At 71.8% G+C, this 23,369-nt stretch carries 21 protein-coding genes; 13 read left to right on the forward strand and 8 right to left on the reverse strand.

Annotated elements, in window-relative coordinates; all coding sequences use genetic code 11:
- Nucleotides 1-87: 87 nt before the first annotated feature.
- Nucleotides 88-864 (reverse strand): TVP38/TMEM64 family protein, encoded by a 777-nt coding sequence (locus tag ACFYO9_RS34235; RefSeq protein WP_355814999.1) that lies wholly within the window; start codon nt 862-864, stop codon nt 88-90.
- A gap of 49 nt (nt 865-913) precedes the next feature.
- Between ACFYO9_RS34235 and ACFYO9_RS34240 the strand changes: the two genes are divergently transcribed.
- The 3 genes from ACFYO9_RS34240 (at nt 914) to ACFYO9_RS34250 (ending at nt 4,281) form a co-directional block, all read left to right on the forward strand.
- Nucleotides 914-1,624 carry a DNA alkylation repair protein gene (locus tag ACFYO9_RS34240; protein WP_355815001.1) on the forward strand — a complete coding sequence of 237 codons (711 nt, stop codon included), beginning with the start codon at nt 914-916 and terminating at the stop codon, nt 1,622-1,624.
- Between the two features lie 370 nt (nt 1,625-1,994).
- Nucleotides 1,995-3,173 carry an elongation factor Tu gene (tuf, locus tag ACFYO9_RS34245; RefSeq protein ID WP_355815004.1) on the forward strand — a complete coding sequence of 393 codons (1,179 nt, stop codon included), beginning with the start codon at nt 1,995-1,997 and terminating at the stop codon, nt 3,171-3,173.
- 262 nt (nt 3,174-3,435) lie between these two features.
- Complete coding sequence (locus tag ACFYO9_RS34250) at nt 3,436-4,281, forward strand: fused MFS/spermidine synthase (protein ID WP_355815292.1); 846 nt, start codon at nt 3,436-3,438, stop codon at nt 4,279-4,281.
- Nucleotides 4,282-4,315: 34 nt separating this feature from the next.
- Here ACFYO9_RS34250 and ACFYO9_RS34255 read toward each other — a convergent pair whose 3' ends face one another.
- From ACFYO9_RS34255 to ACFYO9_RS34265, 3 genes are all read right to left on the reverse strand, one after another.
- Nucleotides 4,316-5,422 (reverse strand): hypothetical protein, encoded by a 1,107-nt coding sequence (locus tag ACFYO9_RS34255; RefSeq protein ID WP_358707966.1) that lies wholly within the window; start codon nt 5,420-5,422, stop codon nt 4,316-4,318.
- A gap of 110 nt (nt 5,423-5,532) precedes the next feature.
- Nucleotides 5,533-6,561, reverse strand: a complete 1,029-nt coding sequence (locus ACFYO9_RS34260; protein ID WP_358777174.1) for a hypothetical protein — start codon at nt 6,559-6,561, stop codon at nt 5,533-5,535.
- Between the two features lie 57 nt (nt 6,562-6,618).
- Nucleotides 6,619-7,638 (reverse strand): hypothetical protein, encoded by a 1,020-nt coding sequence (locus tag ACFYO9_RS34265; protein ID WP_358777173.1) that lies wholly within the window; start codon nt 7,636-7,638, stop codon nt 6,619-6,621.
- Nucleotides 7,639-7,734: 96 nt separating this feature from the next.
- On the opposite strand from ACFYO9_RS34265, the gene ACFYO9_RS34270 reads away from it, so the two are divergent.
- The 4 genes from ACFYO9_RS34270 (at nt 7,735) to ACFYO9_RS34285 (ending at nt 13,426) form a co-directional block, all read left to right on the forward strand.
- Nucleotides 7,735-8,178 (forward strand): DUF4442 domain-containing protein, encoded by a 444-nt coding sequence (locus ACFYO9_RS34270; protein WP_358708112.1) that lies wholly within the window; start codon nt 7,735-7,737, stop codon nt 8,176-8,178.
- Nucleotides 8,179-8,522: 344 nt separating this feature from the next.
- Nucleotides 8,523-11,009: a glycoside hydrolase family 3 C-terminal domain-containing protein gene (locus ACFYO9_RS34275; RefSeq protein ID WP_358707960.1), complete on the forward strand. Its 2,487-nt coding sequence runs from the start codon at nt 8,523-8,525 to the stop codon at nt 11,007-11,009.
- Nucleotides 11,006-12,673 carry a carboxylesterase family protein gene (locus tag ACFYO9_RS34280; protein WP_358777172.1) on the forward strand — a complete coding sequence of 556 codons (1,668 nt, stop codon included), beginning with the start codon at nt 11,006-11,008 and terminating at the stop codon, nt 12,671-12,673. The genes ACFYO9_RS34275 and ACFYO9_RS34280 overlap by 4 nt, the downstream gene beginning before the upstream one ends.
- A gap of 87 nt (nt 12,674-12,760) precedes the next feature.
- Entirely contained in the window at nt 12,761-13,426 is a 666-nt protein-coding gene (locus tag ACFYO9_RS34285; protein WP_358777171.1) for a DedA family protein, read from the forward strand.
- A gap of 11 nt (nt 13,427-13,437) precedes the next feature.
- Here ACFYO9_RS34285 and ACFYO9_RS34290 read toward each other — a convergent pair whose 3' ends face one another.
- Nucleotides 13,438-13,971 (reverse strand): gamma carbonic anhydrase family protein, encoded by a 534-nt coding sequence (locus ACFYO9_RS34290; RefSeq protein WP_355815023.1) that lies wholly within the window; start codon nt 13,969-13,971, stop codon nt 13,438-13,440.
- Nucleotides 13,972-14,113: 142 nt separating this feature from the next.
- Here ACFYO9_RS34290 and ACFYO9_RS34295 point away from each other — a divergent pair, with 142 nt between their 5' ends.
- The 3 genes from ACFYO9_RS34295 (at nt 14,114) to ACFYO9_RS34305 (ending at nt 16,187) form a co-directional block, all read left to right on the forward strand.
- Nucleotides 14,114-14,851: an acyltransferase gene (locus ACFYO9_RS34295; RefSeq protein WP_358777170.1), complete on the forward strand. Its 738-nt coding sequence runs from the start codon at nt 14,114-14,116 to the stop codon at nt 14,849-14,851.
- 141 nt (nt 14,852-14,992) lie between these two features.
- Nucleotides 14,993-15,577, forward strand: a complete 585-nt coding sequence (locus tag ACFYO9_RS34300; RefSeq protein WP_358777169.1) for an XRE family transcriptional regulator — start codon at nt 14,993-14,995, stop codon at nt 15,575-15,577.
- A 43-nt stretch (nt 15,578-15,620) separates the two neighbouring features.
- On the forward strand, nt 15,621-16,187 hold the full coding sequence (locus tag ACFYO9_RS34305) for a YbaK/EbsC family protein (protein ID WP_358777168.1): 567 nt from the start codon (nt 15,621-15,623) through the stop codon (nt 16,185-16,187).
- Nucleotides 16,188-16,238: 51 nt separating this feature from the next.
- Here ACFYO9_RS34305 and ACFYO9_RS34310 read toward each other — a convergent pair whose 3' ends face one another.
- The 3 genes from ACFYO9_RS34310 to ACFYO9_RS34320 all read right to left on the reverse strand — a co-directional run bounded on the left by ACFYO9_RS34310 (nt 16,239) and on the right by ACFYO9_RS34320 (nt 19,787).
- Nucleotides 16,239-17,411 (reverse strand): acyl-CoA dehydrogenase family protein, encoded by a 1,173-nt coding sequence (locus ACFYO9_RS34310; protein WP_358777167.1) that lies wholly within the window; start codon nt 17,409-17,411, stop codon nt 16,239-16,241.
- On the reverse strand, nt 17,408-18,610 hold the full coding sequence (locus ACFYO9_RS34315) for a CaiB/BaiF CoA-transferase family protein (protein ID WP_358777166.1): 1,203 nt from the start codon (nt 18,608-18,610) through the stop codon (nt 17,408-17,410). Before ACFYO9_RS34315 ends, ACFYO9_RS34310 begins: the two co-directional genes overlap by 4 nt.
- A 142-nt stretch (nt 18,611-18,752) precedes the next feature.
- Entirely contained in the window at nt 18,753-19,787 is a 1,035-nt protein-coding gene (locus ACFYO9_RS34320; protein ID WP_358777165.1) for a LacI family DNA-binding transcriptional regulator, read from the reverse strand.
- A 358-nt stretch (nt 19,788-20,145) separates the two neighbouring features.
- Here ACFYO9_RS34320 and ACFYO9_RS34325 point away from each other — a divergent pair, with 358 nt between their 5' ends.
- Genes ACFYO9_RS34325 through ACFYO9_RS34335 form a run of 3 tightly spaced genes read left to right on the forward strand, consistent with a single transcriptional unit; the run spans nt 20,146 to nt 23,323 of the window.
- Nucleotides 20,146-21,420, forward strand: coding sequence for an extracellular solute-binding protein (locus tag ACFYO9_RS34325; protein WP_358777164.1), 1,275 nt, complete (start codon nt 20,146-20,148; stop codon nt 21,418-21,420).
- A 20-nt stretch (nt 21,421-21,440) separates the two neighbouring features.
- Complete coding sequence (locus ACFYO9_RS34330) at nt 21,441-22,451, forward strand: sugar ABC transporter permease (protein WP_358777163.1); 1,011 nt, start codon at nt 21,441-21,443, stop codon at nt 22,449-22,451.
- On the forward strand, nt 22,448-23,323 hold the full coding sequence (locus ACFYO9_RS34335) for a carbohydrate ABC transporter permease (protein WP_358777162.1): 876 nt from the start codon (nt 22,448-22,450) through the stop codon (nt 23,321-23,323). The genes ACFYO9_RS34330 and ACFYO9_RS34335 overlap by 4 nt, the downstream gene beginning before the upstream one ends.
- Nucleotides 23,324-23,369 lie beyond the last annotated feature (46 nt).

The following is a 23,369-nucleotide window of genomic DNA, read 5'->3' on the forward strand; positions in this document are numbered from 1 at the left end:
GTCGATCATGTCCCTCGTCGGGGGCAGCGTAGCGGGCCCGGGTTACGGGACGGTGCGAGGGCCGCCGGCCGGGCACGGCACCCGCGGTCAGGCCGCACGGCCACGGTCGCGCTCCTGCTCTCCGTCCCCGTCCCGCCCTCGCGCTCGGCCTCTGGCCCTGTCCCTGTCCCGGAAATGGTGGCGCTTGAACCACGCCACCGCCGCCCCGCCCACCCCCGTCACCACGATGAACCCCATCGCGATCAGGAAGACCGGCGACGTCGGCGTCGAGGCGCGGGCGCCCGCGATGACGTACGCGGCCGTGTTCGGTATCGAGCCCAGACCCGTGGCGACCAGGAACGGCAGCCAGCCCATGCGCGACACCGCCGCACAGTAGTTGGCCGCCGCGAACGGCACCCCGGGGAAGAGCCGCACCGCCAGCATCGAGCGGAAACCGTGCCGGCTGAGCTGGCCGTCCGCGGCCTTCAGCCAGCGGCCGCGCAACAGGGGCCGCAACGCGTCCTGCCCCAGCATCCGGCCGAGCCCGAACGCGATCCCCGCGCCGAGGACCGTACCGGCGATCGCCGCGACGAGCCCCGCCTGCGAACCGAAGAGCGCCCCCGCCCCCAGATTGAGCAGCGGACGCGGCACGAACGCCGCGGTGCACACGCCGTACGCCGCCGCGAACAGCAGCACCGCCGTGACGCCGCCCAACTGCGCGGGCCAGCCGTCGGAGAGGATCCGCTGCGGCTCGAAGACCAGGACACACGTGCCCGCCGCGGCCAGCAGCACCACGAGCAGCGAGAGCCGCGACCACGGCGAGAGCAGTGCTCTGGCGCAGCGCATGGCGAGGCCCTGCGGACGGGTGGCGGCGGTTTCGAACATTCGGGCAGCGTAACCGGGTCAGGTGTCTGATCGCCGTATGGTGCGTCTCATGAGCGTCACAGTCCCGCGACGGGTGCCGCGCAGTGCGCTGGCCGACACGGTCCTCGAACGGCTCGTCACCGGCTACGCGGAGGCGGCCGATCCGGAACGGGCCGCGCAGATGAGGGCGTATATGAAGGACGTCGCGCCCTTCCTCGGTCTGACCTCTCCGGTGCGCCGCGCACTGTCCCGTACCGTCCTGGCGGGCACCCCGCTGCCCGACGAGAACGACTGCACGGCGATCGCACTGCGGTGCTGGGAATTGCCCGAACGCGAGTACGCCTACTTCGCCGTCGACTATCTGCGCCGCCACGTGAAGCGCTGCACGTCCGGCTTCCTGCCTGTGGCCCGGCACCTCGTCACCACGCAACCCTGGTGGGACACGGTCGACGCGCTCGCCGCGCACGTGGTCGGCGGACTGGTCGCCGCCGATCCGGCGCTGCGGCGCGACATGGACACGTGGATCGAGGACGAGAACCTGTGGGTGGCCCGCACGGCCCTCCTCCACCAGCTCCGCCACAAGTCGGCGACCGACACGGAACGGCTCTTCGCCTACTGCGTACGGCAGTCCGGGCACCCCGACTTCTTCATCCGCAAGGCGATCGGCTGGTGCCTGCGCGAGTACGCCAAGACCGATCCGGCGGCGGTGCGCGCCTTCGTCGAGAGGGAGCGCGGCCGGCTCTCGCCGCTGTCGGTGCGCGAGGCACTCAAGAACCTCTGAGCCCATGCGGCGGGCGGTGGGCGGCGGGCGGCATGGGGCCGGGGCAACTCGGCCGCACAGCCGTACCGTTCGCCCCCGCGTCGCATGCCGGGTTCGCGCCCATAAATCATTCGACGTGACGCTTTCCTTCGGTGAGGATCGGACCCATGTTCCGGTACGCCTTCCTCGCAGCAACGCCCGCAGTCGCGGGCGCTGCGAAGGCTGCCGTCCCCGCACCCGTCGCCTTCGACGGCGCCCGAAGCTGACCCTCCCCGGACACCCCGGCGGGCCCCCGAGGGGGAGGGTCGGTCGGATCCCGGGGTCCCCGTCCCGGCCGCGCGCGAAGCGCGGACCCGTGGCCACAGCTTCGAGTTCCGGAGAAGGAACCACCATGTCCAAGACGGCTTACGTCCGCACGAAACCGCACCTGAACATCGGCACCATGGGCCACGTCGACCACGGCAAGACCACCCTGACCGCCGCCATCACCAAGGTCCTCAGCGAGCGCGGCACCGGCGGTGCCACCCAGTACGTGTCCTTCGACCGCATCGACCGCGCCCCCGAGGAGGCGCAGCGCGGCATCACCATCAACATCGCGCACGTCGAGTACGAGACGGACACCCGGCACTACGCGCACGTGGACATGCCGGGCCACGCCGACTACGTCAAGAACATGGTCACCGGCGCGGCGCAGCTGGACGGCGCGATCCTCGTCGTGTCGGCGCTCGACGGGATCATGCCGCAGACCGCCGAGCACGTGCTGCTCGCCCGCCAGGTCGGCGTCGACCACATCGTCGTCGCCCTCAACAAGGCCGACGGCGGCGACGAGGAGCTCATGGACCTCGTCGAGCTCGAGGTCCGCGACCTGCTCTCCGCGCACGGGTACGGGGGCGACTCGGTGCCCGTCGTACGGGTCTCGGGGCTGAGGGCGCTGCAGGGCGACCCTCGGTGGGCGGCGGCGATCGAGGCGCTGCTCGACGCGGTGGACACGTATGTGCCGATGCCCGAGCGCTATCTCGACGCGCCGTTCCTGCTGCCCGTGGAGAACGTGCTCACCATCACCGGGCGCGGCACCGTCGTGACCGGCGCCGTCGAGCGCGGCACCGTCCGCCTCGGGGACCGCGTGGAGGTCCTCGGCGCGGAGACGGAGACGGTGGTCACCGGCCTGGAGACGTTCGGCAAGCCGATGGAGGAGGCGCAGGCGGGGGACAACGTCGCGTTGCTGCTGCGCGGGCTGCCACGCGACGCCGTACGCCGCGGGCATGTCGTCGCGGCGCCCGGCAGCGTCGCCCCGCGGCGGCGGTTCACCGCGCAGGTGTACGTCCTCGCGACGCGCGAGGGCGGGCGCAGGACGCCGATCGCCACGGGGTACCGGCCGCAGTTCTACATCCGCACCGCGGACGTGGTCGGCGACGTCGACCTCGGCGAGGCGGCCGTGGCCCGCCCCGGCGACACGGTCACCATGACGGTCGAACTCGGCCGTGACGTACCGCTGGAGACGGGGCTCGGCTTCGCGATCCGCGAGGGCGGCCGCACCGTCGGCGCGGGCACGGTGACCGGGGTCGCCTGACGGGGCGCGTCCGGTCCCACCCGCCCGCTGGGGAAGTCGCCTTCGGGGGAGTCGCCTCCGGGGGCGGCCGGGGAGTGCGCCGGTCGGCATGATCGCCGGCCGGCGCACTCGTGGGGCACGCACGTGCGTCCACCGGCGTGGCGCCGCCGCACACCGAAGCCGGCTGCCCGGCTGCCGCCGCCGACCGGCCACGGGCAGCGCTCACGGGCAGCGCCCACGGGCGGGCACAATGGACGACGTGGACGAGCAGGAGTTCGAGGAGATGCCGGAGCCGGTCGCGGTGATCAGGGAGGTCGATCACGGCACCGCCAAGCTCATGCCCGACGTCGACCGGCCGCGCGCCTGGCTGCTCACGGTCGACGGGGCGCCCCAGTCCTACGTGGACCTGGACGAGCCCACCCACCTGGAGTTCGAGTACGCGCGCAGGCTCGCGCACGTCCTCGACATCGCGGCCGACCCCGAGGCGCCGCTCGACGTCGTCCACCTCGGCGGGGGAGCCCTCACCCTGCCCCGCTACCTCACCGCCACCCGTCCCGGCTCCCGGCAGCACGTGGTCGACGCGGACCGGGGGCTGCTCCAACTGGTCGCCGAATGCCTGCCGTTGACCGAACCGAGCGGGGTCACCGTGCACGGCGCGGACGCCAGGCAGTGGCTCGACGCGGCGCCGGGGAACAGCGCCGACCTCCTGGTCGCCGACGTCTTCGGCGGCTCACGCGTCCCCGCACACCTCACCACCGTCGCCTACGCGCGCGCCGCCGACCGGGTGCTGCGCCCGGGCGGGCAGTACGCCGCGAACCTCGCCGACGGCGCGCCCTTCACCTTCCTCCGCTCCCAACTGGCCACCTTCGCCGAGGTGTTCGAGGAGGTCGCGCTGATCGCCGAGCCGTCCGTGCTGCGCGGCAGGCGCTTCGGGAACGCGGTGCTCATCGCCGGGCACGTCCCGATCGACGTGGCCGCGCTGGCCCGCCGTACGGCCTCCGACGTCTTTCCCGCCCGGGTCGAGCACGGCGACGCGCTGCGCCGGCTCATCGGGGACGCGCGTCCGGTGCACGACGGGGACGCGGTGGCCTCACCCGAGCCGCCCGACGGCGCCTTCTCCATCGGGTGAGGGCCGCCCGCGACGGCAGCGTCCGCGCGGTGGCTCAGTCCTCCGAGGCCGCCTCGGTCCAGCGGACCGTGCCGAGGATCTTCTTCACCGTGGCGTCGGGCACCTCTTCCTTGACGCCCTTGGCGCCGTAGAGGGTCCACGCCACGTACTCGCCGGACTCGTTCTTGAAGCCGAACGTGGTGGCCTTGCCCTCGGAGTCGCACTTGGCCGAGGTGGCGGCGCCGGACGTCGTCGACGTCACGAGACTGCCCTTGACGCCGGACTTGGTGGTGTAGTCCTCGATCTTGCCGATCTTGATCTTCTTCTTGTCGGCCTTGGTCTGCTCGGTGTAGCCGCCGTAGACCCACCAGGCCGAGTCGTTGCGCGCGACGTCCTCGGTGTTCTTCGCGCCGTTCTGGCCCTTGGTGCCGACCGCGGCGAGCGAGGTGTCGTCGGGCTCGCCGTCCTTGTCGTCGTCGGACGTGCACCACTTCTCTTTGAGCACCGCGGGCGCGGACATGATGATGATCGACTTCGCGCCCTCGTCCTTGCGGTCGTCGAAGCCGATGAGGGTGTCGGGCGTCTTGACCTCCCAGTCCGGCGGTACGTCGAAGGCGGTGCCCCACTTGGGGTTCACCACGACCTGCCAGCCGGGGATGGTCGGCTTGTCCTCGCCGCCCTCACCGCGCGCGTTGCCGTCGTCGCTGGGCTTCGGGCTGGGCTTTTTGGACTTCGACTTCGACGCGGACGGCTTCGCAGGGCCCGCCTCGTCGTCCTTGTCGCCGCCGAAGACCAGGAAGCCGGTGACGCCGGCGGCCGCCACGACCGCGAGCGCGGCCACGATGGCGGTGATCTTCGTCTTGTTGCCGTTGCCGTTGCCGTTGCCGCCACCCGGACCCGGGCCGCCCGTCTGCTGCGGCGGCATGGGCGGCGGCGTCGGGGTCGACCACTGCGACGACTCGGGCTGCGAGAAGGCGCCCGAGTGCGGCTGCTGGTAGCCCCCTGGCGGCGGCGTCTGCTGGTAGCCCCCCGCAGGCGGTGTCTGCTGGTATCCCGGCTGCTGATACGGGTTCGGCTGCTGGTACCCCGGCTGCTGGTACGGGTTCTGATTCTGGTCCTGCGGGTTCTGCTCGCCCCCGGGCGGCTGATTTTCTGGCCACATGGCCAGTAACCATAGAGGTGCCGGGGGCCCGGTGCCATGCGCGCCCCCTGTGGCGCGGACACCGGGCCCCCGGCGGTGTGGAGATCGTGCGGAGAAAGCGGCGGTACGGGTCAGGACTCCGTCGGGTCTTCGTGCGTGCGGACCGTGCTGAGGATCTTCATCACGGTCTTCTCGGGGATCTCGTCCGGTACGCCCTTGGCGCCGTAGAGGCTCCAGGAGACGTACTCGCCTTCCGCGTTCTTGAAGCCGAACGTGATCGCCTTGCCGTCCGTGGCGCACTCGCCCTGCTGCGGCGTGTTCGTGGACCGTGCCCGGGCGATGCTGCCCTTGATGCCGGACGCGGTGGTGTAGGGCTCGGCCTTGTCGTCGTTGGTGAAGCTCTTCTTGTCCGGCTGGGTGTAGACGCCGTAGACCCACCAGCCGACCTGGTTGACCGCGACCTCGGCGGTGTTCCGCGCGCCCTTGGCGCCCTTGGTCCCCACGGCGGCGAGCTCGTGGTCCTCGCTCCTGCCGTCCTTGTTGTCGTCGGCGACGCACCAGGCGGGCTCCAGGTACGCGGGCGCCGACATCGTCATCATCGGCTTGCCGGTCTTGATGTCCTCAAGCGCGATCCCCGAGCCCGGGTTCTGCACCTCCCACTCCGGCGGTACGTCGAAGGCGGTGCCCCACTTCGGGTTCACCACGACGCGCCAGCCCTTGATGGTCGGCTTCAGATCGTTGTCCGCGTCGCGTCCGCCGTTGCTGTCAGCGGCGTCGGAACCATCGGAACTGTCGGAATCGTCGTCCGCCGTCGCACTCGGCTCGTGGCGCGCGGGGCGCTCCGGGGGACCCGCCGCCGTGTCCTTGTCGCCCCGGCCGCCCTCGTCGTCCTCGCCGCCCAGCACCATGAAGCCGGTCACTCCCGCGGCCACGACGACGGCGGCCGCCATCACCAGCGAGACGGCCTTCGTTCTGCCGCCGCTTCCAGCGTCACCGCCGGGCGCCGGCTGCTGGTACGGGTTGGGTGCCTGGTATCCCGGCTGCTGGTATCCCGGCTGCTGGTACGGGTTCGGCTGCTGGTACCCCGGCTGCTGGTACGGGTTCTGACTCTGGTCCTGCGGGTTCTGCTCGCCCCCGGGCGGCTGCGTTCCTGGCCACATGGCGGGAAACGATACGGGGACCGGTCATACAAGATCACAGCCGCCCCGAGCGGCCGCTCAGTTCTTGTCGGCGTCGTACTCGCGCACGGTGCCGGCCATCTTCTGGACGGTGGCGTCCGTGAGTTCGTCCTTGACGCCCTTGGCGCCGTGGAACGACCAGGAGACGAACCGCCCTTCGGAGTTCTTGAAGGCGAAAACCGTCGCCTTGCCGTCCGAAGCGCACTTGTCCGTCGTGTCGGCGCCGGACGAACTCGCGCTCACCAGGCTGCCCTTGAGGCCGGACTTCGCGGTGAACGACTTGGTCGGCCCGGTGGCGACCCGCTTCCGGTCCGGCTGCGTGTACACGCCGTAGACCCAGTTGGTCGCGTCGTGCCGCGCGGCCTCCTCGGTGCTCTTGGCGCCGCGGTTGCCGCGCGTGCCCGCGACCGCCAACGGCGTGTAGTCCTTGATGCCGTCCTTGTCGTCGTCGCTCGCGCACCACTTCTCCTTGAAGTAGGCGGGGGCGGCGACCGCGGCGAGGAACTCCGCGTTCTCGTCGTCGGCGTCCTTTTTGTCCACCACGCCGCCCGCCCAGTCCCGCGACTCCAGGGACCAGTTGGCGGGTGCGTCGAAGGCGAGGCCCAGCTTGGGGTTCACGACCACCTTCCAGCCGGGCACGGTCGGCTCGGGCATGCCGTCGCCGGTACGGGCATGGGCGTCGTCGTCCGCGGGGTCCGCCGAGGCGGAGGCGGACGTCGTCGGGTCGGGTGCGGCGCCGTCGTCCTTGTCGCCGCCGAGGAGTACGACGCCGGTGACGCCCGCGGCGAGAACGACGGCGCCCGCGGCGGCCATGGCGATCAGCTTGGTGCGGTTCCCGCCGCCGCGCGGCGGCTCGGGCGGCGGCGGCGTACCCCCGGCCCCGCCGGGCATGGTCGGCGCGTTCCAGGGGGCCTGCTGCCCGTAGGGGTTGGGCTGTTGGTACCCGGGCTGCTGGTACGGGTTCTGGCCCAGCTGGTTCTGGCCCTGTTGATCCTGACCCGACTGGTTCTGGCCCTGCTGGTTCTGCTCGCCCCCGGGCGGCTGCTGTCCTTGCCACATGGGCGTCAACCCTAGGTGACGGTGATCCGCGTGGAGACAAGTCCTGGCCAAGGAACGCTACCCGTGGGTAACATCGCGGGCATGAGCGCAGACCAGATGTCGATCGGCGAGATGCTCGCCGCCACGGTTCCGATGGCCAGGACCCTGAACCTCGAGTTCCGGGAGACCGCGCCGGACAAGGCCGTGGTCGCCCTGCCCGACCAGAGCGAGTACCACAACCACGTCGGCGGCCCGCACGCCGGCGCCATGTTCACGCTGGGCGAGTCCGCGAGCGGCGCCATCGTCCTCGCCGCGTTCGGCGCGGAGCTGTCGCGTGCCGTGCCGCTCGCCGTCAGCGCCGAGATCGCGTACAAGAAGCTGGCGATGGGCCCGGTGACCGCCACGGCGACGCTCGGCCGCCCGGCCGCCGACGTGATCGCCGAGCTCGACGCGGGCGAGCGCCCCGAGTTCCCGGTCGCCATCGAGATCCGGCGCGAGGACGGCGCGGTGACCGGCGAGATGACCGTCGTATGGACGCTGCGGCCCAACAACCCCAGCTGAACAGGCCCGGCGGGGCCGGGAGCGCGAACGGAGCGGGAGAGGCCCGCGGTTGTGTCCTGAGGACACCGCCGCGGGCCTCTGTCGTGCGCTGCCGTTACCCCCGTCGCGCGCCGCGCTTCCCCCGCGTGGCGTGCTGCCGATTTCCGCTTCTTGTTCAACTCATTGACACGAGTCATCCCCGGCCATAGTTTTCCCGCCGCCACACGTGGTGTCTCACGGGGTGTCAAGTCCGTCTGGCGCATAGTGCGTTCAAAGGCCGAACGACGAGCCACCAGTGGCACGTGTACACGCTTCACTTTGCACAGTCGTGTTCGCGCATCAGGCACAGAAGGAAGTGACGGCTCATGTCCGACTCCGTGTCCCGGCGGTCAGCCCTCAGGCTGGTCGGCGGTGCGATCACCGTGGCCGCCGCGGCCACCGCCGGCGTGGCGGTGCCCACCTACGCGGCCGGCCGCGCCAGACAGGGGTCCGGCGCGGGCCCCCGCGTCGAATCGCTCATCGGGAAACTCACCCTCGACGAGAAGATCACCCTGCTGCACGGCGCCACCGACCCCAAGAGCCTCGGCCAGGCGGGATACGTCCCCGGCGTGCCCCGCCTGCGCATCCCGCCGCTGCGGCTCGCCGACGGCCCCGCGGGCGTCCGCGTCACGGCCCGCGCCACCGCCCTGCCCGCCCCCGTCCTGCTGGCCTCCGCCTTCGACCCGGCGCTCGCCCGCCGCTACGGCCAGGTCATCGGCCGCGAGGGACGCGCCCTCAAGCAGGACGTGCTGCTCTCGCCCATGGTCAACCTCATCCGCACCCCGTACGCGGGCCGCAACTTCGAGACCTTCGCCGAGGACCCGCTGCTCGCCGCCGACCTGGTCGCCGCGGAGATCGAGGGCATCCAGGGCGAGGGCCTCATCGCCACCGTCAAGCACTTCGCCCTGAACAACCAGGAGAAGGACCGCATGTCGGTGGACGTGCGGGCCGACGAGCGGACCATGCACGAGACGGAGCTGCGTGGCTTCGAGGCCGCCGTCGGCGCCGGGACCGGCGCCGTCATGGGCGCGTACAACAAGGTCAACGGCACCTTCGCCTGCGAGAACAAGACGCTGCTGAACGACATCCTGCGCGAGCGCTGGGGCTTCGACGGATGGGTGATGACCGACTGGTTCGCCCAGCACAGCACCGCCGCCTCGCTCGCCGCCGGGCTCGACATGGAGATGCCCGACGACGCCTACTACGGGGCCGCGCTGAAGAAGGCCGTCAAGAACGGCAGCGTCCCCGAGGCACACGTCGACCGCTCGGTGCGCCGGATCCTGCGCGTCATGGACCGCTTCGGACTCCTCGACGGGAGCGCGCCGCCGCGTCCCCGGCGCGACCCCGAGGCCGGCGCGGCCGTCGCACGGGAGGTCGCCGAGGCGGGCGCGACCCTGCTGCGCAACGCGCACGGAACCCTGCCGCTGACCGGCCGCGCCGCCCGCGACATCGCCGTCATCGGCCCCACCGGCCGCTACCCGTTCGTCAGCGGCGGCGGCAGCGCCCACGTCGTCCCCGACCACGCCGACAGCCCGCTGCACGCCATCACCGCACGCGCGGGCCGGCACGCCGACGTCCGTTACGCGCTCGGCGAGGACCTCTACGGCAAGGCCATCCCCAAGCACGCCCTCACCCCGGGCCTCGACGCGGAGGGCCAGCGCGTCGGCGCGGGGAAGACCTGGACGTACGAGGGGACGCTGACGCCCGGGGAGCCGGACGAGTGGACGCTCGTCATCCACTACTCCGGCGAGCGGCCCACGGTGGAGCTGGACGGCACCGAGCTCTACCCGAAGCTGCCCGGCGTGGGCGAGTTCTTCTCCGGCGGGCTCGTCTCCACCGCCCCCGACGGGTTGAACGTGCGCCGCGCCACGCTGCAGCTCGGCCCCGCGGGACACCGCCTGCGGATCACCGCCAAGGGCGGGGACACGGGCCAGACGTTCCGGCTCCGCCGCGTCACCGGGGCCACCCGCGCCGCCGACGTGGCCAAGGCGGTGCGCACGGCCCGCGGCGCGCACAGCGTGGTGCTCTTCGCGTACGAGGACGCGACCGAGGGCCAGGACCGCACGACCGTCGCGCTCCCCGGCCATCAGGAGGCGCTGATCCGCGCGGTGACCGCGGCCAACCCCCGTACGACCGTGGTCCTCAACACCTCGTCCGCCACCTCCATGCCGTGGCTGGAGCGGACCGCCGCCGTGCTGCAGATGTACTACCCCGGCCAGGAGGGCGCGGCCGCCACCGCCGCCGTCCTGTTCGGCGACCGCGACCCCGGCGGCCGGCTCACCCAGTCCTTCCCGGTCGACGACGACCGCCACCCGATGGCGGGGGACCCGCGCCGCTACCCCGGTCTCGACGGCGTCGAGGAGTACTCGGAGGGCATCCACGTCGGCTACCGCTGGTACGACGCCGAGGACGTGCGGCCGCTCTTCCCGTTCGGACACGGCCTCTCGTACACCACGTTCTCCTACCGGGACCTGACCGTCCGCAGGTCGGGCCGGGGCGTGGACGTCGGCTTCACCGTGCGCAACACCGGCAGGCGGGACGGCGTCACCGTCGCCCAGGTGTACGTCGGCCCCTCGCCGGACCTGGAGCTGTCGCAGGCCGAACGGGCGCTCGGCGGCTACCGGCGGCTCGCGCTGCGTGCGGGGGAGCGGCGCCGGGTCACCGTCCACGTCGAGGGCCGGGCCCTGTCGGCGTGGGGCGTCGAGCGGCACGGCTGGGTGCGCGGCACCGGGCGGCGCGCCGTGCACGTGGGCACCTCGGCACGTGACGTGGTCCTCTCCACGACCACCGTCGTCAAGGGGGCCGGCTCATGAGCGCGCGCGGCGGGAGCCGCCGCGGGCGGGAGAGCGGCAAGAGCGTCGGCGGTCCGATACGGCGTGCCGCATCGGTCGCCGCCGCCCTCGCGGCGGCCCTCGCGGCAGCCCTCGTTCCGCTGCCGGCCCAGGCCGCGGGCGCGCCGGGCGGTGCGGGCGGCACGCTCGTACGCATCGACGCCGGCTGGATCCGTGGCCAGGCCACCGCCGAGGGGCGGCAGTTCCTCGGTGTGCCCTACGCGGAGCAGCCCGTGGGTCGCCTCCGCTGGAAGGAGCCACGGCCCGCGAAGGCCTGGCACGGGGTGCGCCGGGCGACGGAGTTCGGCAACCGCTGCGTACAGACGTCGAGTTGGGACCCCGGCTACGAGAACCCCAGCCACACCGAGGACTGTCTGGACCTCAACGTCTATACGCCTGGAGGTCGTTCCGCGCAGCGCCCCGTGATGGTGTGGCTGCACGGCGGCGGGCTCACCGCGGGCGCGGGCGCGGACATCGTGCCGGACACCTTCGCGCGCCGCACCGGCACCGTCGTCGTGACCGTCAACTACCGCCTGGGAGCCATGGGGTTCCTCGCCACCGGCGGGCTCGACGGCGAGGCGTCCGACGGGGTCTCGGGCAACTACGGGCTGCTCGACCAGCAGGCCGCGCTGCGCTGGGTGGGGGCCAACATCGCCCGGTTCGGCGGCGACGCGCGCCGGGTCACCGTCGCGGGCGAGTCCGCCGGTGGCCGCTCCGTGTGCACCCAGCTCGCCTCGCCGACCGCCCGCGGCCTGTACCGCGCGGGCATCGTGGAGAGCGGGGCGTACGGCGACTGCGCGGCCCGCGAGCGGCGGCAGGCGGTCACGGACGGCGCGGCCTTCGCCAAGAAGGCGGGTTGCCCCGACCCGAAGACGGCCCTCGTATGTCTCCGGGCCAGGCCGGCCAAGGAGATCCTCGCGGCGCAGGCCGGCTTCGACTGGGCCCCGGTCGTCGGCGGCGCGTTCCTGCCGGTCCAGCCCGAGGAGGCGTACGAGAACGGGAGCGCGGCCCGCGTGCCCGTGCTGAACGGCGCGAACAGCGACGAGGGGCGCCTCTTCGCCTTCGGCCAGTTCGACGGGCAGGGCGAGCCGCTCACCGCCGAACGGTATCCGGCCGTGCTCACCGAGGCGTACGGGGCCGAGCTCGGCCGCCGGGTGCTCCGGCGCTATCCGCTCGCGGCGTACTCCTCGCCCACGCACGCCCACGCGGCCGCGCTCGGGGACCGCATGTTCGCCTGCTCGGCCCTGCGCATGAACACGGCACTGGCAGGGCGCGGCCCCGTCTACGCCTACGAGTTCGCGGACCGCACCGCACCGCCGTTCGCGTCGCTGCGTGCTCTCGACACCGACTTCGACTTCGGCGCGACCCACGTCAACGAGGTCCAGTACCTCTTCAAGCACTTCGGCCTGATCACCCCGCTCGACGCCGAACAGCGGGCGCTGGCACGGCAGATGGTCCAGTACTGGGGCTCCTTCGTCCACGGCGGGGCGCCGCGCGCCGACGGCGCACCCACCGCTCCCGACCAGCGCGCCCGGCCGGGGCGTGTGCTGTCCCTGCGCACCGCGTCGGCGGGCGGCACCGCGATCAGCGCGACGGTGCACACCGAGCACCGGTGCGGGCTCTGGGACGCCGTTCCGGCCGGGTGAGCCCGTCCGGGTAGGCTGCCCGGCGTGCGCGTCCGTGGGGGGAGCGCGCGCCGGGCACACACACTTGGACCACGGGAGGAACCGGCGTTGCACGTTCAGGAGTGGCTGGAGCAGGTACCAGCCGTCAGCATCTACGCGCTGGTGGGCCTCGTCATCGGACTGGAGAGCCTGGGCATTCCGCTGCCCGGTGAGATCGTCCTGGTCTCGGCGGCGCTGCTGTCCTCCCAGCACGGCGACCTCAACCCGGTGATCCTCGGGGCGTGCGCCACCGTCGGCGCCATCATCGGCGACTCCATCGGTTACGCGATCGGGCGCAAGGGCGGCAGACCGCTGCTGGCCTGGCTGGAACGGAAGTTCCCCAAGCACTTCAGTGCCGCCCACGTGGCGAGCGCCGAGCGGTCCTTCCAGAAGTGGGGCATGTGGGCGGTCTTCTTCGGCCGCTTCGTCGCCCTGCTCCGCATCTTCGCCGGGCCGCTCGCGGGCGTCCTGCGCATGCCGTACTGGAAGTTCCTGATCGCCAACGTGCTCGGCGGCGTCATCTGGGCGGGCGGCACCACCGCCGTCATCTACTACATCGGCGTGGTCGCCGAGGACTGGCTCAAGCGGTTCTCGTACGTGGGGCTCGGCATCGCCGTCCTGATCGGCGTCGGCTCGATGCTGCTCGTCAAGCGCCGGGCGAAGAAGGCCGCGGCACAGGCCGAGGCGGCCGACGCCGCGGGAACCGAGCCGCGGGCCGTACCCGCCGCCGACTGACCGGGGCGGGCTCAGCCCGCCGCGTGCGCGTCGCGGTGGGCCTTGGCCAGTTCCACGTACATCGTGCCGTTCAGGGAGATGCCCGCGCGCTCCTCCTCGGTGAGCGGCCTGCGGACCTTGGCGGGCACCCCCGCCACCAGCGACCCCGGCGGCACCTGCATCCCCTGCGGCACCAGGGCCTGCGCGGCCACCAGGGACCCGGCGCCGATCACCGCGCCGTTGAGGACGGTCGCGCCCATGCCGACCAGGCAGTCGTCCTCGACGGTGCAGCCGTGCAGGACGGCGTTGTGGCCGACCGAGACGCGCTCGCCGACCGTGATCGGGAACCCGGGGTCGACGTGCAGGCTGCAGTTGTCCTGGATGTTGCTGTCGGCGCCCACCACGATGGGCCCGCAGTCGGCGCGCAGCACCGCTCCGTACCAGGCGCTCGCCCCGGCGTGCAGCGTCACCTCGCCGAGCACCACGGACGTCGGCGCGGTGAAGGCGTCCTGATCGATCTTCGGGTCCTTGCCGCCGATGCCGGTGATGAGTGCCTCGTGGCCCATCGACTCGCTCCCTCTTCGTCACATCCGTGTGGTGTCGCGCCTGACGGCACGGTACGGGACGCGGGCGCGGGAGCCGCCGCGTGGGGTGAAGATCACAGGCCGGGGACGCCCGGGGCCCGGTGCCACTGAGTAACGTGAGCCCGTGCCGAAGAACAGGAACACGTTCTCATCCCTCGCCGCCGCGCCGCGCCGGCTGGCGCAGCGCGCCGTCCACGCGGGCTGGGAGTGGGCGCAGCGCACCGGCGCGGTGACCGCCGCGCACCCCGGACGGCTGCGGTTCGGCGCGATCGGCGAGGGCACCCGGCTCGCCTTCCCGCAGGGCACCGTCTTCGGCGAGCCGTGGATCAGGCTCGGCGACCACTGCATCGTCGGCCAGCACGTCACGCTCACCGCCGGCATGATGCCGGACCTCGACCTCGGCCCCGACCCGATCCTGCGCATCGGCAACGGCGTGGTGCTCGGCCGCGGCAGCCACGTCATCGCGGACACCACGGTCTCGATCGGCGACGACTGCTACTTCGGGCCTTACGTGTACGTGACGTCCACCAACCACTCCTACGACGACCCGCACACGCCCATCGGCAAGCAGTGGCCCCGCATGGACCCGGTGGAGATCGGCCCCGGCTGCTGGATCGGGACCGGCGCGGTGATCCTGCCGGGCGCCCGGATCGGCCGCAACGTGGTGGTCGCCGCGGGCGCGGTCGTCCGGGGCGAGGTCCCCGACCACGCCGTGGTCGCGGGCGCGCCCGCCCGGGTGGTCCGCACCTGGGACACCGACCTGGGGTGGCAGCCCCCGCTGCGCACCCCCGCGCCGGTGCCGATACCCGACGGCGTCACGCCGGAACAGCTCATCGCCCTGGGCGAGTTGGGCGAGGTCTGACGGACGGGGCCCAGGGCCTCGCGGGAGGCCGCGCCGACCGCACCCCGCGCAGTACAGTGTGGTGGACCGTCTGGGATGATCGGGTGCACCTCACCCCAGTTCAGTGCCGTGAACCATGTCATCCGGAATAGTGGACGGAACGTGTCGGACCTCGACCAGCTGACCCAGTCGCTCGCGCGCAACCTCAAGCGGTACCGCACCGAGCGGGGCTTCACCCTCGACGCCCTGGCGGCCCGCGCGGGCGTGAGCCGAGGCATGATCATCCAGATCGAGCAGGCCAGGACCAACCCGAGCGTGGGCATCACGGTGAAGCTCGCGGACGCGCTGGGCGTCAGCATCACCACCCTCCTCGACCACGAGCAGGGACCGCACGTCCGGCTGGTGCCGCCGGAGCAGGCGGTACGGATGTGGTCCACCGAGGCCGGCAGCAGCACCACGCTGCTCGTCGGCGCCGAGGCCCGGGGACCCTTCGAGCTGTGGTCCTGGCGCCTGGAGCCCGGTGAGGGCACCGACTCCGACGCGCACCCGGCGGGCACCGTCGAGCTGCTGCACGTCTCGCGCGGCGCGCTGACGCTCGTCGTGGACGGCGTCGAGCATGTGGTGCCGGCCGGATCGGCCGCGTCCTTCGAGGCCAATGCGGCGCACGGCTACCACAACAGGGGCGACGAACCCATGGAGATGACGATGTCGGTGTCGGTGCCGCCGGCCCACGCGGCGTCCCACTGACGGCAGTCGGCGAGCCACTGACGGCGGCTGCTAGCGTGCCGCCATGCGCGCTCCTCTCGGTGATTTCGACGTCGTCAGCCCCGCCCCAGAAGCCCTCGACCTGTTGGTGCCCGCCGTCGCGGACGCCGTACGCGGCTGGAGCGGCCCCGTGCCGGCCGACGAGCTCGTCCACGTCGACACCGAGCCCGAATGGGCCGACACCGCGAGCTTCTTGGAGCACTACGGACCCGAGCTCCTGGGGCAGTCCGCCAACTGTGTCGTCGTGGCGGGCAAGCGCGGCGGCGAGACCACACTCGCCGCCTGCCTCGTCCTGTCCGGCACGCGCGTCGACGTCAACGGCGTCGTCCGCCGCCAACTGGGCGCACGCAAGGCCTCGTTCGCGCCGATGGACACGGCCACCGGTGAGACCGGCATGGAGTACGGCGGCATCACGCCGATCGGGCTGCCCACCGCGTGGCCGCTCCTCGTCGACGCCGCCGTGGCCGACCTGCCGTACGTCCTGGTGGGCAGCGGCAGCCGGCGCGGCAAGCTCATCGTGCCGGGCAAGGCGTTCCCGGGGCTGCCGAACGCGGTCGTCGTCGAGGGGCTCGGCGTCGCCGTCGACGGCTGACGGATCCCGACGGCGCCGAGGCTTCCCGAACCTTTCTCCAGAGCGCCCCTTTCACTCCTCCAGGCCTCCCCGCGCGATGAGTTGACGCACGATCACATTGCGCTGGATCTCGTTGGTGCCCTCCCCGACGATCATCAGCGGGGCGTCGCGGAAGTAGCGTTCGACGTCGAACTCCGTCGAGTAACCCTGGCCGCCGTGCACGCGCACCGCGTCCAGGGTGATCCGCATGGCGGTCTCCGACGCGAACAGCTTGGCCATCCCCGCCTCCATGTCCACCCGCCGCCCCGCGTCCGCCTCGCGGGCGGCGTGCAGGGTGAGCTGACGCGCGGCGGAGAGCGAAGTGGCCATGTCGGCGAGGTAGTTGCCGATGGACTGGTGCCGCCAGATCGGCACGCCGAACGACTCACGCTCCCGGGCGTAGCGCAGCGCGTCCTCGAACGCGGCGCGCCCCACGCCGAGCGCACGGGCCGCGACCTGCAGCCGGCCCGTCTCCAGGCCCTTCATCATCTGTCCGAACCCGCGGCCCTCGACGCCCCCGAGCAGCGCGTCGGCCGGGGCGCGGTAGCCGTCGAAGGAGAGCTCGCAGCTCTCCACGCCCTTGTAGCCGAGCTTCGGCAGATCGCGCGAGACGGTCAGGCCGGGGCCGTGCTCGACGAGCAGCACCGAGATCCCGCGGTGCCGCGGCTCGGCGTCGGGGTCCGTCTTGCAGAGCAGCGCGATCAGCCCGGAGCGACGGGAGTTGGTGATCCACGTCTTCGCGCCGTCCACGACGTACCCGTCGCCGTCCTCGGCCCGCCGCGCGACCGTGCGCAGCGCCTGCAGGTCCGAGCCGCCCTCCGGCTCGGTCAGCGCCATCGTGGCGCGCACCTCGCCGGTGGCCATCCGGGGCAGCCAGCGGCGCCGCTGCCGCGCGGTGCCGAAGTGCACGAGCAGCTTGGCGACGACCGTGTGCCCGCCCATCGCGCCCGCCAGACTCATCCAGCCGCGCGCCAGTTCCTCGGTGACCAGGACGTAGCAGGGTGTGGAGACGGGCGTCCCGCCGAACTCCTCGGGCACGGCGAGACCGAAGACGCCGAGCTCCTTCATCCGCGCGATGAGGGCCTCGGGGTAGGTGTCCGCGTGCTCCAACGCCCGTACGACTGGCCGTACTTGACGGTCTACGAAGTCCCGTACCGTCGTGACTATCTGCCGCTCCTCGGCGGAGAGATCGTCGAGGGCGCTCACCGGCAGACCCCGTCCGCGCAGAGCCGGGCGATGGCCTCCGGGCCGTGCCCCAGCTCGGCGAGGATCGACGCCGTGTGCTCACCCGCCTCCGGTACCGGTCCCATGTGCGGGGTGACACCGGAGAGCACGGCGGGCGGCAGCAGCGCCTGTACGGGCTCGGCCGTACCGGGCACCCCGATCTCCCGCCAGCGCCCGCGCTCGGTGAGCACCGGGTGGTCCAGGAACTCCTGGACCGAGTTGACGCCGGCGTTGGCGATGCCGGTGCGGTCGAGCAGCTCCATGGCCGCGGCGCCGCCGAGCTCGGTGAAGCGTACGGAGATGATCGCGTCGAGCGCGTCGCGGTTCACCACCCGGTCGGACCCGGTGGCGAACCGCGGATCGTCGATCAGCTCGGGCCGGCCGATGAACTCGCGGCACAGCGCCGCCCATTCCCGCTCGTTCTGCACCGAGAGCAGCACGTCCTTGCCGTCGGACGCGGTGAACGTGCCGTAGGGCGCGATCGTCGCGTGGCGGGCGCCGACGCGCGGCGGCTGACTGCCGCCGTAGCGGGTGTAGTAGGCGGGCTGGCCCATCCACTCGGCCAGCGCGTCGAAGAGGGACACCTCGACGGTGGGCGCGCGCCCCGTCGTCGCGCGCGTGAACAGCGCCGACAGGATGCCGCTGTACGCGTACATCCCGCCCGCGATGTCGGCCACCGAGATGCCGGCGCGCGCGACCTCGTCCGGTGTCCCGGTGAGCTGGAGGAGCCCGGTCTGGCACTGCACCAGCAGGTCGTACGCCTTGCGGTCGGCCCAGGGCCCGTCCGTGCCGTACCCCGTGACGGTGCAGGGGATCAGCGACGGGTGGCGCTTCTGCAGCTCATCGGCGCCGAGGTCCAGGCGGGCGGCGGCGCCCGGGGCGAGGTTCTGCACGAACACGTCGGCGTCCGCCAGGAGTTCCTCCAGGATCGCCCTGCCCTCGGGCGACTTGAGGTCGAGGGTGAGCGACTCCTTGGACCGGTTCAGCCAGACGAAGTAGCTGGCCTGTCCGTGCACGGTGGTGTCGTAGCGGCGGGCGAAGTCACCGCCGCCGGGACGCTCGACCTTGATGACGCGGGCGCCGAGATCGGCGAGTTGGCGGGTGGCGAAGGGCGCGGCGACGGCCTGCTCCAGGCTGACGACGGTGATGCCTGCGAGGGGGAGGGGCGAGGGTGAGGGCATGCCGCGTTTCTACGGTCCGTGGCCGGGGGCGTCAATGAAGCCCCCGGACGCCGCGCGGACGCGGACCGATCCGAGCGGACCGGAACGGCTTGCTGAGAAGCGGACCGGAACGGCTTGCCGAGAAGCGGACCGGAACGGCCAGCTAAGAAGCCGCCCGCCGCTCCGCCCGCCCGGACCCCGTGGAGCCCCGCACCACCAGCTCCGGCATGAAGACGAACTCGCCGTGCGGGGCCGGGGTGCCGCCGATCTCCTCGAGCAGCGCCCGCACCGCCGCCTGGCCCATCGCCTGCACCGGCTGGCGGATCGTGGTCAGCGGCGGGTCGGTGAACGCGATGAGCGGCGAGTCGTCGAAACCGACCACCGAGATGTCCCGGGGGACGGCGAGCCCCAGGTCGCGGGCGGCCCGGACGGCGCCGAGCGCCATCATGTCGCTGGCGCAGACGACCGCCGTGCAGCCGCGGTTGATGAGGGTGGCTGCCGCCGCCTGCCCGCCCTCCAGGGTGTAGAGGGAGTGCTGGATCAGCTCCGCCGACTCCTCGTCCGTCAGGCCGAGCCGCTCGCGCACCCCCAGCCGGAAGCCCTCGATCTTGCGGACGACCGGGACGAACCGCTTGGGCCCGACCGCGAGCCCGACCCGGGTGTGGCCGAGCGACGCCAGGTGTGTGACCGCCAGGCGCACCGCGGCGCGGTCGTCGGTGGAGACGAAGGGGGCCGCCACGTCCGGCGAGAAGCCGTTGACCAGGACGTACGGGACGCCCTGGCCGCGCAGCGCCTCGTAACGCGACATGTCGGCGGTGGTGTCGGCGTGCAGCCCGGAGACGAAGATGATCCCGCTGACCCCGCGGTCCACCAGCATCTCGGTGAGCTCGTCCTCGGTGGAGCCGCCCGGCGTCTGGGTCGCAAGCACCGGCGTGTAGCCCTGGCGGGTCAGCGCCTGGGCGATCACCTGGGCGAAGGCCGGGAAGATCGGGTTGTCCAGCTCGGGTGTGATCAGCCCGACGAGTCCCGCGCTGCGCCGGCGCAGCCGCACCGGGCGTTCGTACCCGAGGACGTCGAGGGCGGCGAGCACCGCCTCGCGGGTGGCCGAGGCCACCCCGGGCTTGCCGTTGAGGACGCGGCTCACGGTCGCTTCGCTGACCCCCGCGTGAGCTGCTATGTCGACAAGCCGTGCGGTCATGGCACTGGACTGTACCTGTCGGCACGGGGATTGCACACCGCCGTGACAGCTTGCGGAAAGTGCTGTCTTGCAAGAGTCTTGCGGCCGGATTCCAGGCCGACCGCGATTCCGCCGTCGCAGACCCGTGCTGGTCCGAGCGGTGCGGGGCGTCGCCGAAGGTGGTGTCAAGCGCGGTGGCGGCAACGGTCCGGACACGCAGATGTAACGATCACCAGGACTTGCAGAAATTTACCGCAAGCTCTTTCGGCGGCATTCCAACGCTGTTACGTTCCTGGCAACCCGGCGCCGCGTCCAGTGCGGCCAGCAGGAGGCACCTCTGCGTCTCCCCGTGATTCCGGGATCAGTTGAAGGAGTTCACATGCGGCGTGGCATAGCGGCCACCGGGCTGATCGCGGCCCTGGCCATGACAGCGGCAGCGTGCGGGGGCGACGACGGGGGCAGCGGTGGCAAGAAGGGCTCCGGGGAGCTCTCCGGCACCGTCACCTTCTGGGACACCTCGAACGACGCCGAGAAGGGCGCGTACGAGAAGATCGCCAAGGGGTTCGAGAAGCTCCACCCGGACGTCGAGGTCAACTATGTGAACGTCCCGTTCGGCGAGGCCAACGCCAAGTTCAAGAACGCCGCCGGCGGCAACTCCGGTGCCCCGGACGTGATGCGCACCGAGGTCGCCTGGACCCAGGACTTCGCCTCGCTCGGCTACCTCGCCGCGCTCGACGGCACCGCCGCGCTCGACAAGCCGGACGACTACCTGCCGCAGGCCGCGGCCAGCACCAAGTTCAAGGGCAAGACCTACGCCGCGCCGCAGACCATCGACACCCTCGCCCTCTTCTACAACAAGAAGATGCTGAAGGACGCCGGTGTTGGTGTCCCGAAATCCTTCGACGAGGTGAAGTCGGCCGCGAAGAAGATCAGTTCGAAGTCCGGCAAGACCGGCCTCTACCTGCGCGGCGACGACCCGTACTACTACCTCCCGTACCTCTACGGCGAGGGCGGCGACCTCCTGGACACCAAGAACAAGAAGGTCACCGTCGACGACCCCGAGGGCGCCAAGGCCTTCTCGGTGATGAAGGACCTCGTCGACTCCAAGGCGGCGGTCACCGACGCGAGCGACGGCTACAACAACCAGCTCAACGCCTTCAAGGACGGCGACGTCGCGATGGCGCTCGACGGCCCCTGGTCCATCGAAGGCGTCCTGAAGGGCAAGGAGTTCAAGGCCGACAAGGGCAACCTCGGCGTCGCCCCGGCCCCGGCGGGCAGCGCGCGCCAGGGCGCACCGCAGGGCGGCTGGAACCTCGCCGCGTACGCCGGGTCCGGCAACCTCGACGCCTCGTACGAGTTCATCAAGTACATGAGCTCCGCCAAGGTGCAGCAGCAGACCACCGAGCAGCTCAGCCTGCTGCCCACCCGCACCTCCGTGTACGACGTGAAGTCCGTCAAGGACAACCGGATGGTGCAGTTCTTCAAGCCCGCCGTCGCCAAGTCCGTGCAGCGCCCGTGGATCCCGGAGGCCAACGCCCTCTTCGAGCCGATCCGGCTGCAGTTGGAGAAGGTGCTCAGCGGCAAGTCCTCGCCCGACGAGGGCGCCAAGGGCATCGGTGACGCCTACCGCAAGCTCCTCAAGGGCTACAAGTAAGAGGGAGGGCCGACCGACCCATGGCTGTCGAGACCGGCCGGGCGGTGGCGAAGGCCGCGGACGCGAGGAGCGTCCGCGGCCGGGGCCGCCGGCCCGCCAAGAACCCGGGCAGGCTGCGCAGGGCGCTGGCCACCCACTGGTACGCGTGGGCCATGGTCGCCCCCGTGGTGATCGTGATCGGCGTGATCGTCGGATACCCGCTGGTGCGCGGCATGTATCTGTCGACGACGGACGCCGACGAGGCCAACGTCGAACGGCACATCGGCGTCAACGACATCCCGGCGACGTACAAGTCCGTCGGCCTCGACAACTACACGTCGATCCTCTCCGACGGCGTCTTCTGGGACCGGCTCACCTGGACCGTGGTGTGGACCGTCTCCTGCGTCGCGCTCTCCTTCGCGCTCGGCCTCGCCCTCGCCACCATGCTCAACCGCAGGATGGCGGGCCGCTCCCTCTACCGGACGGCGCTCATCCTGCCGTGGGCCGTGCCGGCCTTCGTCTCCGTCTTCACCTGGCGGCTGCTCTTCAACGAGAAGAAGGGCCTCCTCAACAAGATCCTCGAAGGCGGCGGCATCGACGCGGTCCCGTGGCTGAACGACCCCACCTGGGCCAAGATCTCGGTGATCACCGTCAACGTCTGGCTCGGCGTGCCCTTCATGCTGGTGGCCATGCTCGGCGGCCTGCAGTCCATCCCCGGTGAGCTGTACGAGGCCGCCGAGATGGACGGCGCGAACGCCTGGCAGCGCTTCCGCCACATCACGCTGCCGGGACTGCGCACCGTCGCCGGCACGGTGATCCTGATCAGCGGCATCTGGACCTTCAACATGTTCCCGGTGATCTTCCTGCTGACCAGGGGCGGCCCGGGAGACGCCACCGAGATCCTGGTGACGTACGCCTATCGCCTCTCGTTCGTCGTCAGCCCCCGCGACTTCGCGGGCTCCGCCGCCTGGGGCGTGCTCATCCTCGCCCTCCTGTCGATCATCGCGGTGGCCTACCGCCGCGCGCTCCGCAAGCAGGGAGAGGTGTGGTGACCACCGTGCCGAACGAACGCAAGGACGGGAAGCGGAGGACCAGGGGGCGCGACGAGCGCGGACCGCTCGCCTCCGTCGCCCTGCACCTGACGCTGCTGCTCGCCAGCGCCGTAGCGGTGCTGCCCCCGCTGTGGCTCCTGGTCACCTCGTTCAAGCCGGAGAGCGAGGCCTTCTCCACCGACCTGGTGAAGGACTTCACCCTCGGCAACTACGACCACGTCCTCAACGACACCGAGTTCCCGAACTGGCTCCTCAACTCCCTTGTCGTGGTGGGCCTGACCACGGTGATCGGCGTCTTCATCGCGGCGACGACCGGCTACGCGGTGAGCCGCTTCAAGTTCCCCGGCATGCGGCCGCTGATGTGGCTGCTCCTGATCACCCAGATGTTCCCGGTCGCGGTGCTGATCGTGCCGCTCTACAACCTGCTCGCCAACCTCGGCCTGCTCAACCAGCCCATCGGCCTCGTCGTCACCTATCTGACGATCGCCGTGCCGTTCTGCGCCTGGATGATGAAGGGGTACTTCGACACCATCCCGGTCGAGATCGACGAGGCGGGACGGGTCGACGGACTCAACCCGTTCGGCACCTTCTGGCGGCTCATCGTGCCGCTCGCCAAGCCGGGCCTGGCCGTCACCGGGTTCTACAGCTTCATCACGGGCTGGGCCGAGGTCGCCTACGCCTCGGCGTTCATGACCGGCGAGGAGAACCTCACGCTCGCCGGCGGCCTGCAGACCTTCGTCAACCAGTACACCAGCGACTGGGGTTCGCTGACCGCGTCCGCGGTGATCGTCGCGGTGCCCGCCGCGATCATCTTCGGCTTCGCCCAGCGCCATCTGGTCTCCGGCCTGACGGCGGGCGCGACGAAGTCCTGAGGCGTCCCGCCGCCACCCCGCACGATCCCCAGCACCACACACGATC

Origin of the sequence: Streptomyces sp. NPDC005863, assembly GCF_042871345.1 — a bacterium.
Lineage (GTDB): Bacteria > Actinomycetota > Actinomycetes > Streptomycetales > Streptomycetaceae > Streptomyces.

Excerpts from the sequence above, each read along its gene's own strand:
- ACFYO9_RS34265 (WP_358777173.1), bottom strand. The coding sequence starts at position 7,638 with ATGTGGCAAGGACAGCAGCCGCCCGGGGGCGAGCAGAACCAGCAGGGC.
- ACFYO9_RS34260 (WP_358777174.1), bottom strand. The coding sequence starts at position 6,561 with ATGTGGCCAGGAACGCAGCCGCCCGGGGGCGAGCAGAACCCGCAGGAC.
- ACFYO9_RS34290 (WP_355815023.1), bottom strand. The coding sequence starts at position 13,971 with ATGGGCCACGAGGCACTCATCACCGGCATCGGCGGCAAGGACCCGAAG.
- ACFYO9_RS34280 (WP_358777172.1), top strand. The coding sequence starts at position 11,006 with ATGAGCGCGCGCGGCGGGAGCCGCCGCGGGCGGGAGAGCGGCAAGAGC.
- tuf (WP_355815004.1), top strand. The coding sequence starts at position 1,995 with ATGTCCAAGACGGCTTACGTCCGCACGAAACCGCACCTGAACATCGGC.
- ACFYO9_RS34315 (WP_358777166.1), bottom strand. The coding sequence starts at position 18,610 with ATGCCCTCACCCTCGCCCCTCCCCCTCGCAGGCATCACCGTCGTCAGC.
- ACFYO9_RS34255 (WP_358707966.1), bottom strand. The coding sequence starts at position 5,422 with ATGTGGCCAGAAAATCAGCCGCCCGGGGGCGAGCAGAACCCGCAGGAC.
- ACFYO9_RS34275 (WP_358707960.1), top strand. The coding sequence starts at position 8,523 with ATGTCCGACTCCGTGTCCCGGCGGTCAGCCCTCAGGCTGGTCGGCGGT.
- ACFYO9_RS34320 (WP_358777165.1), bottom strand. The coding sequence starts at position 19,787 with ATGACCGCACGGCTTGTCGACATAGCAGCTCACGCGGGGGTCAGCGAA.
- ACFYO9_RS34235 (WP_355814999.1), bottom strand. The coding sequence starts at position 864 with ATGTTCGAAACCGCCGCCACCCGTCCGCAGGGCCTCGCCATGCGCTGC.
- ACFYO9_RS34270 (WP_358708112.1), top strand. The coding sequence starts at position 7,735 with ATGTCGATCGGCGAGATGCTCGCCGCCACGGTTCCGATGGCCAGGACC.
- ACFYO9_RS34240 (WP_355815001.1), top strand. The coding sequence starts at position 914 with ATGAGCGTCACAGTCCCGCGACGGGTGCCGCGCAGTGCGCTGGCCGAC.
- ACFYO9_RS34305 (WP_358777168.1), top strand. The coding sequence starts at position 15,621 with ATGCGCGCTCCTCTCGGTGATTTCGACGTCGTCAGCCCCGCCCCAGAA.
- ACFYO9_RS34325 (WP_358777164.1), top strand. The coding sequence starts at position 20,146 with ATGCGGCGTGGCATAGCGGCCACCGGGCTGATCGCGGCCCTGGCCATG.
- ACFYO9_RS34330 (WP_358777163.1), top strand. The coding sequence starts at position 21,441 with ATGGCTGTCGAGACCGGCCGGGCGGTGGCGAAGGCCGCGGACGCGAGG.
- ACFYO9_RS34250 (WP_355815292.1), top strand. The coding sequence starts at position 3,436 with ATGCCGGAGCCGGTCGCGGTGATCAGGGAGGTCGATCACGGCACCGCC.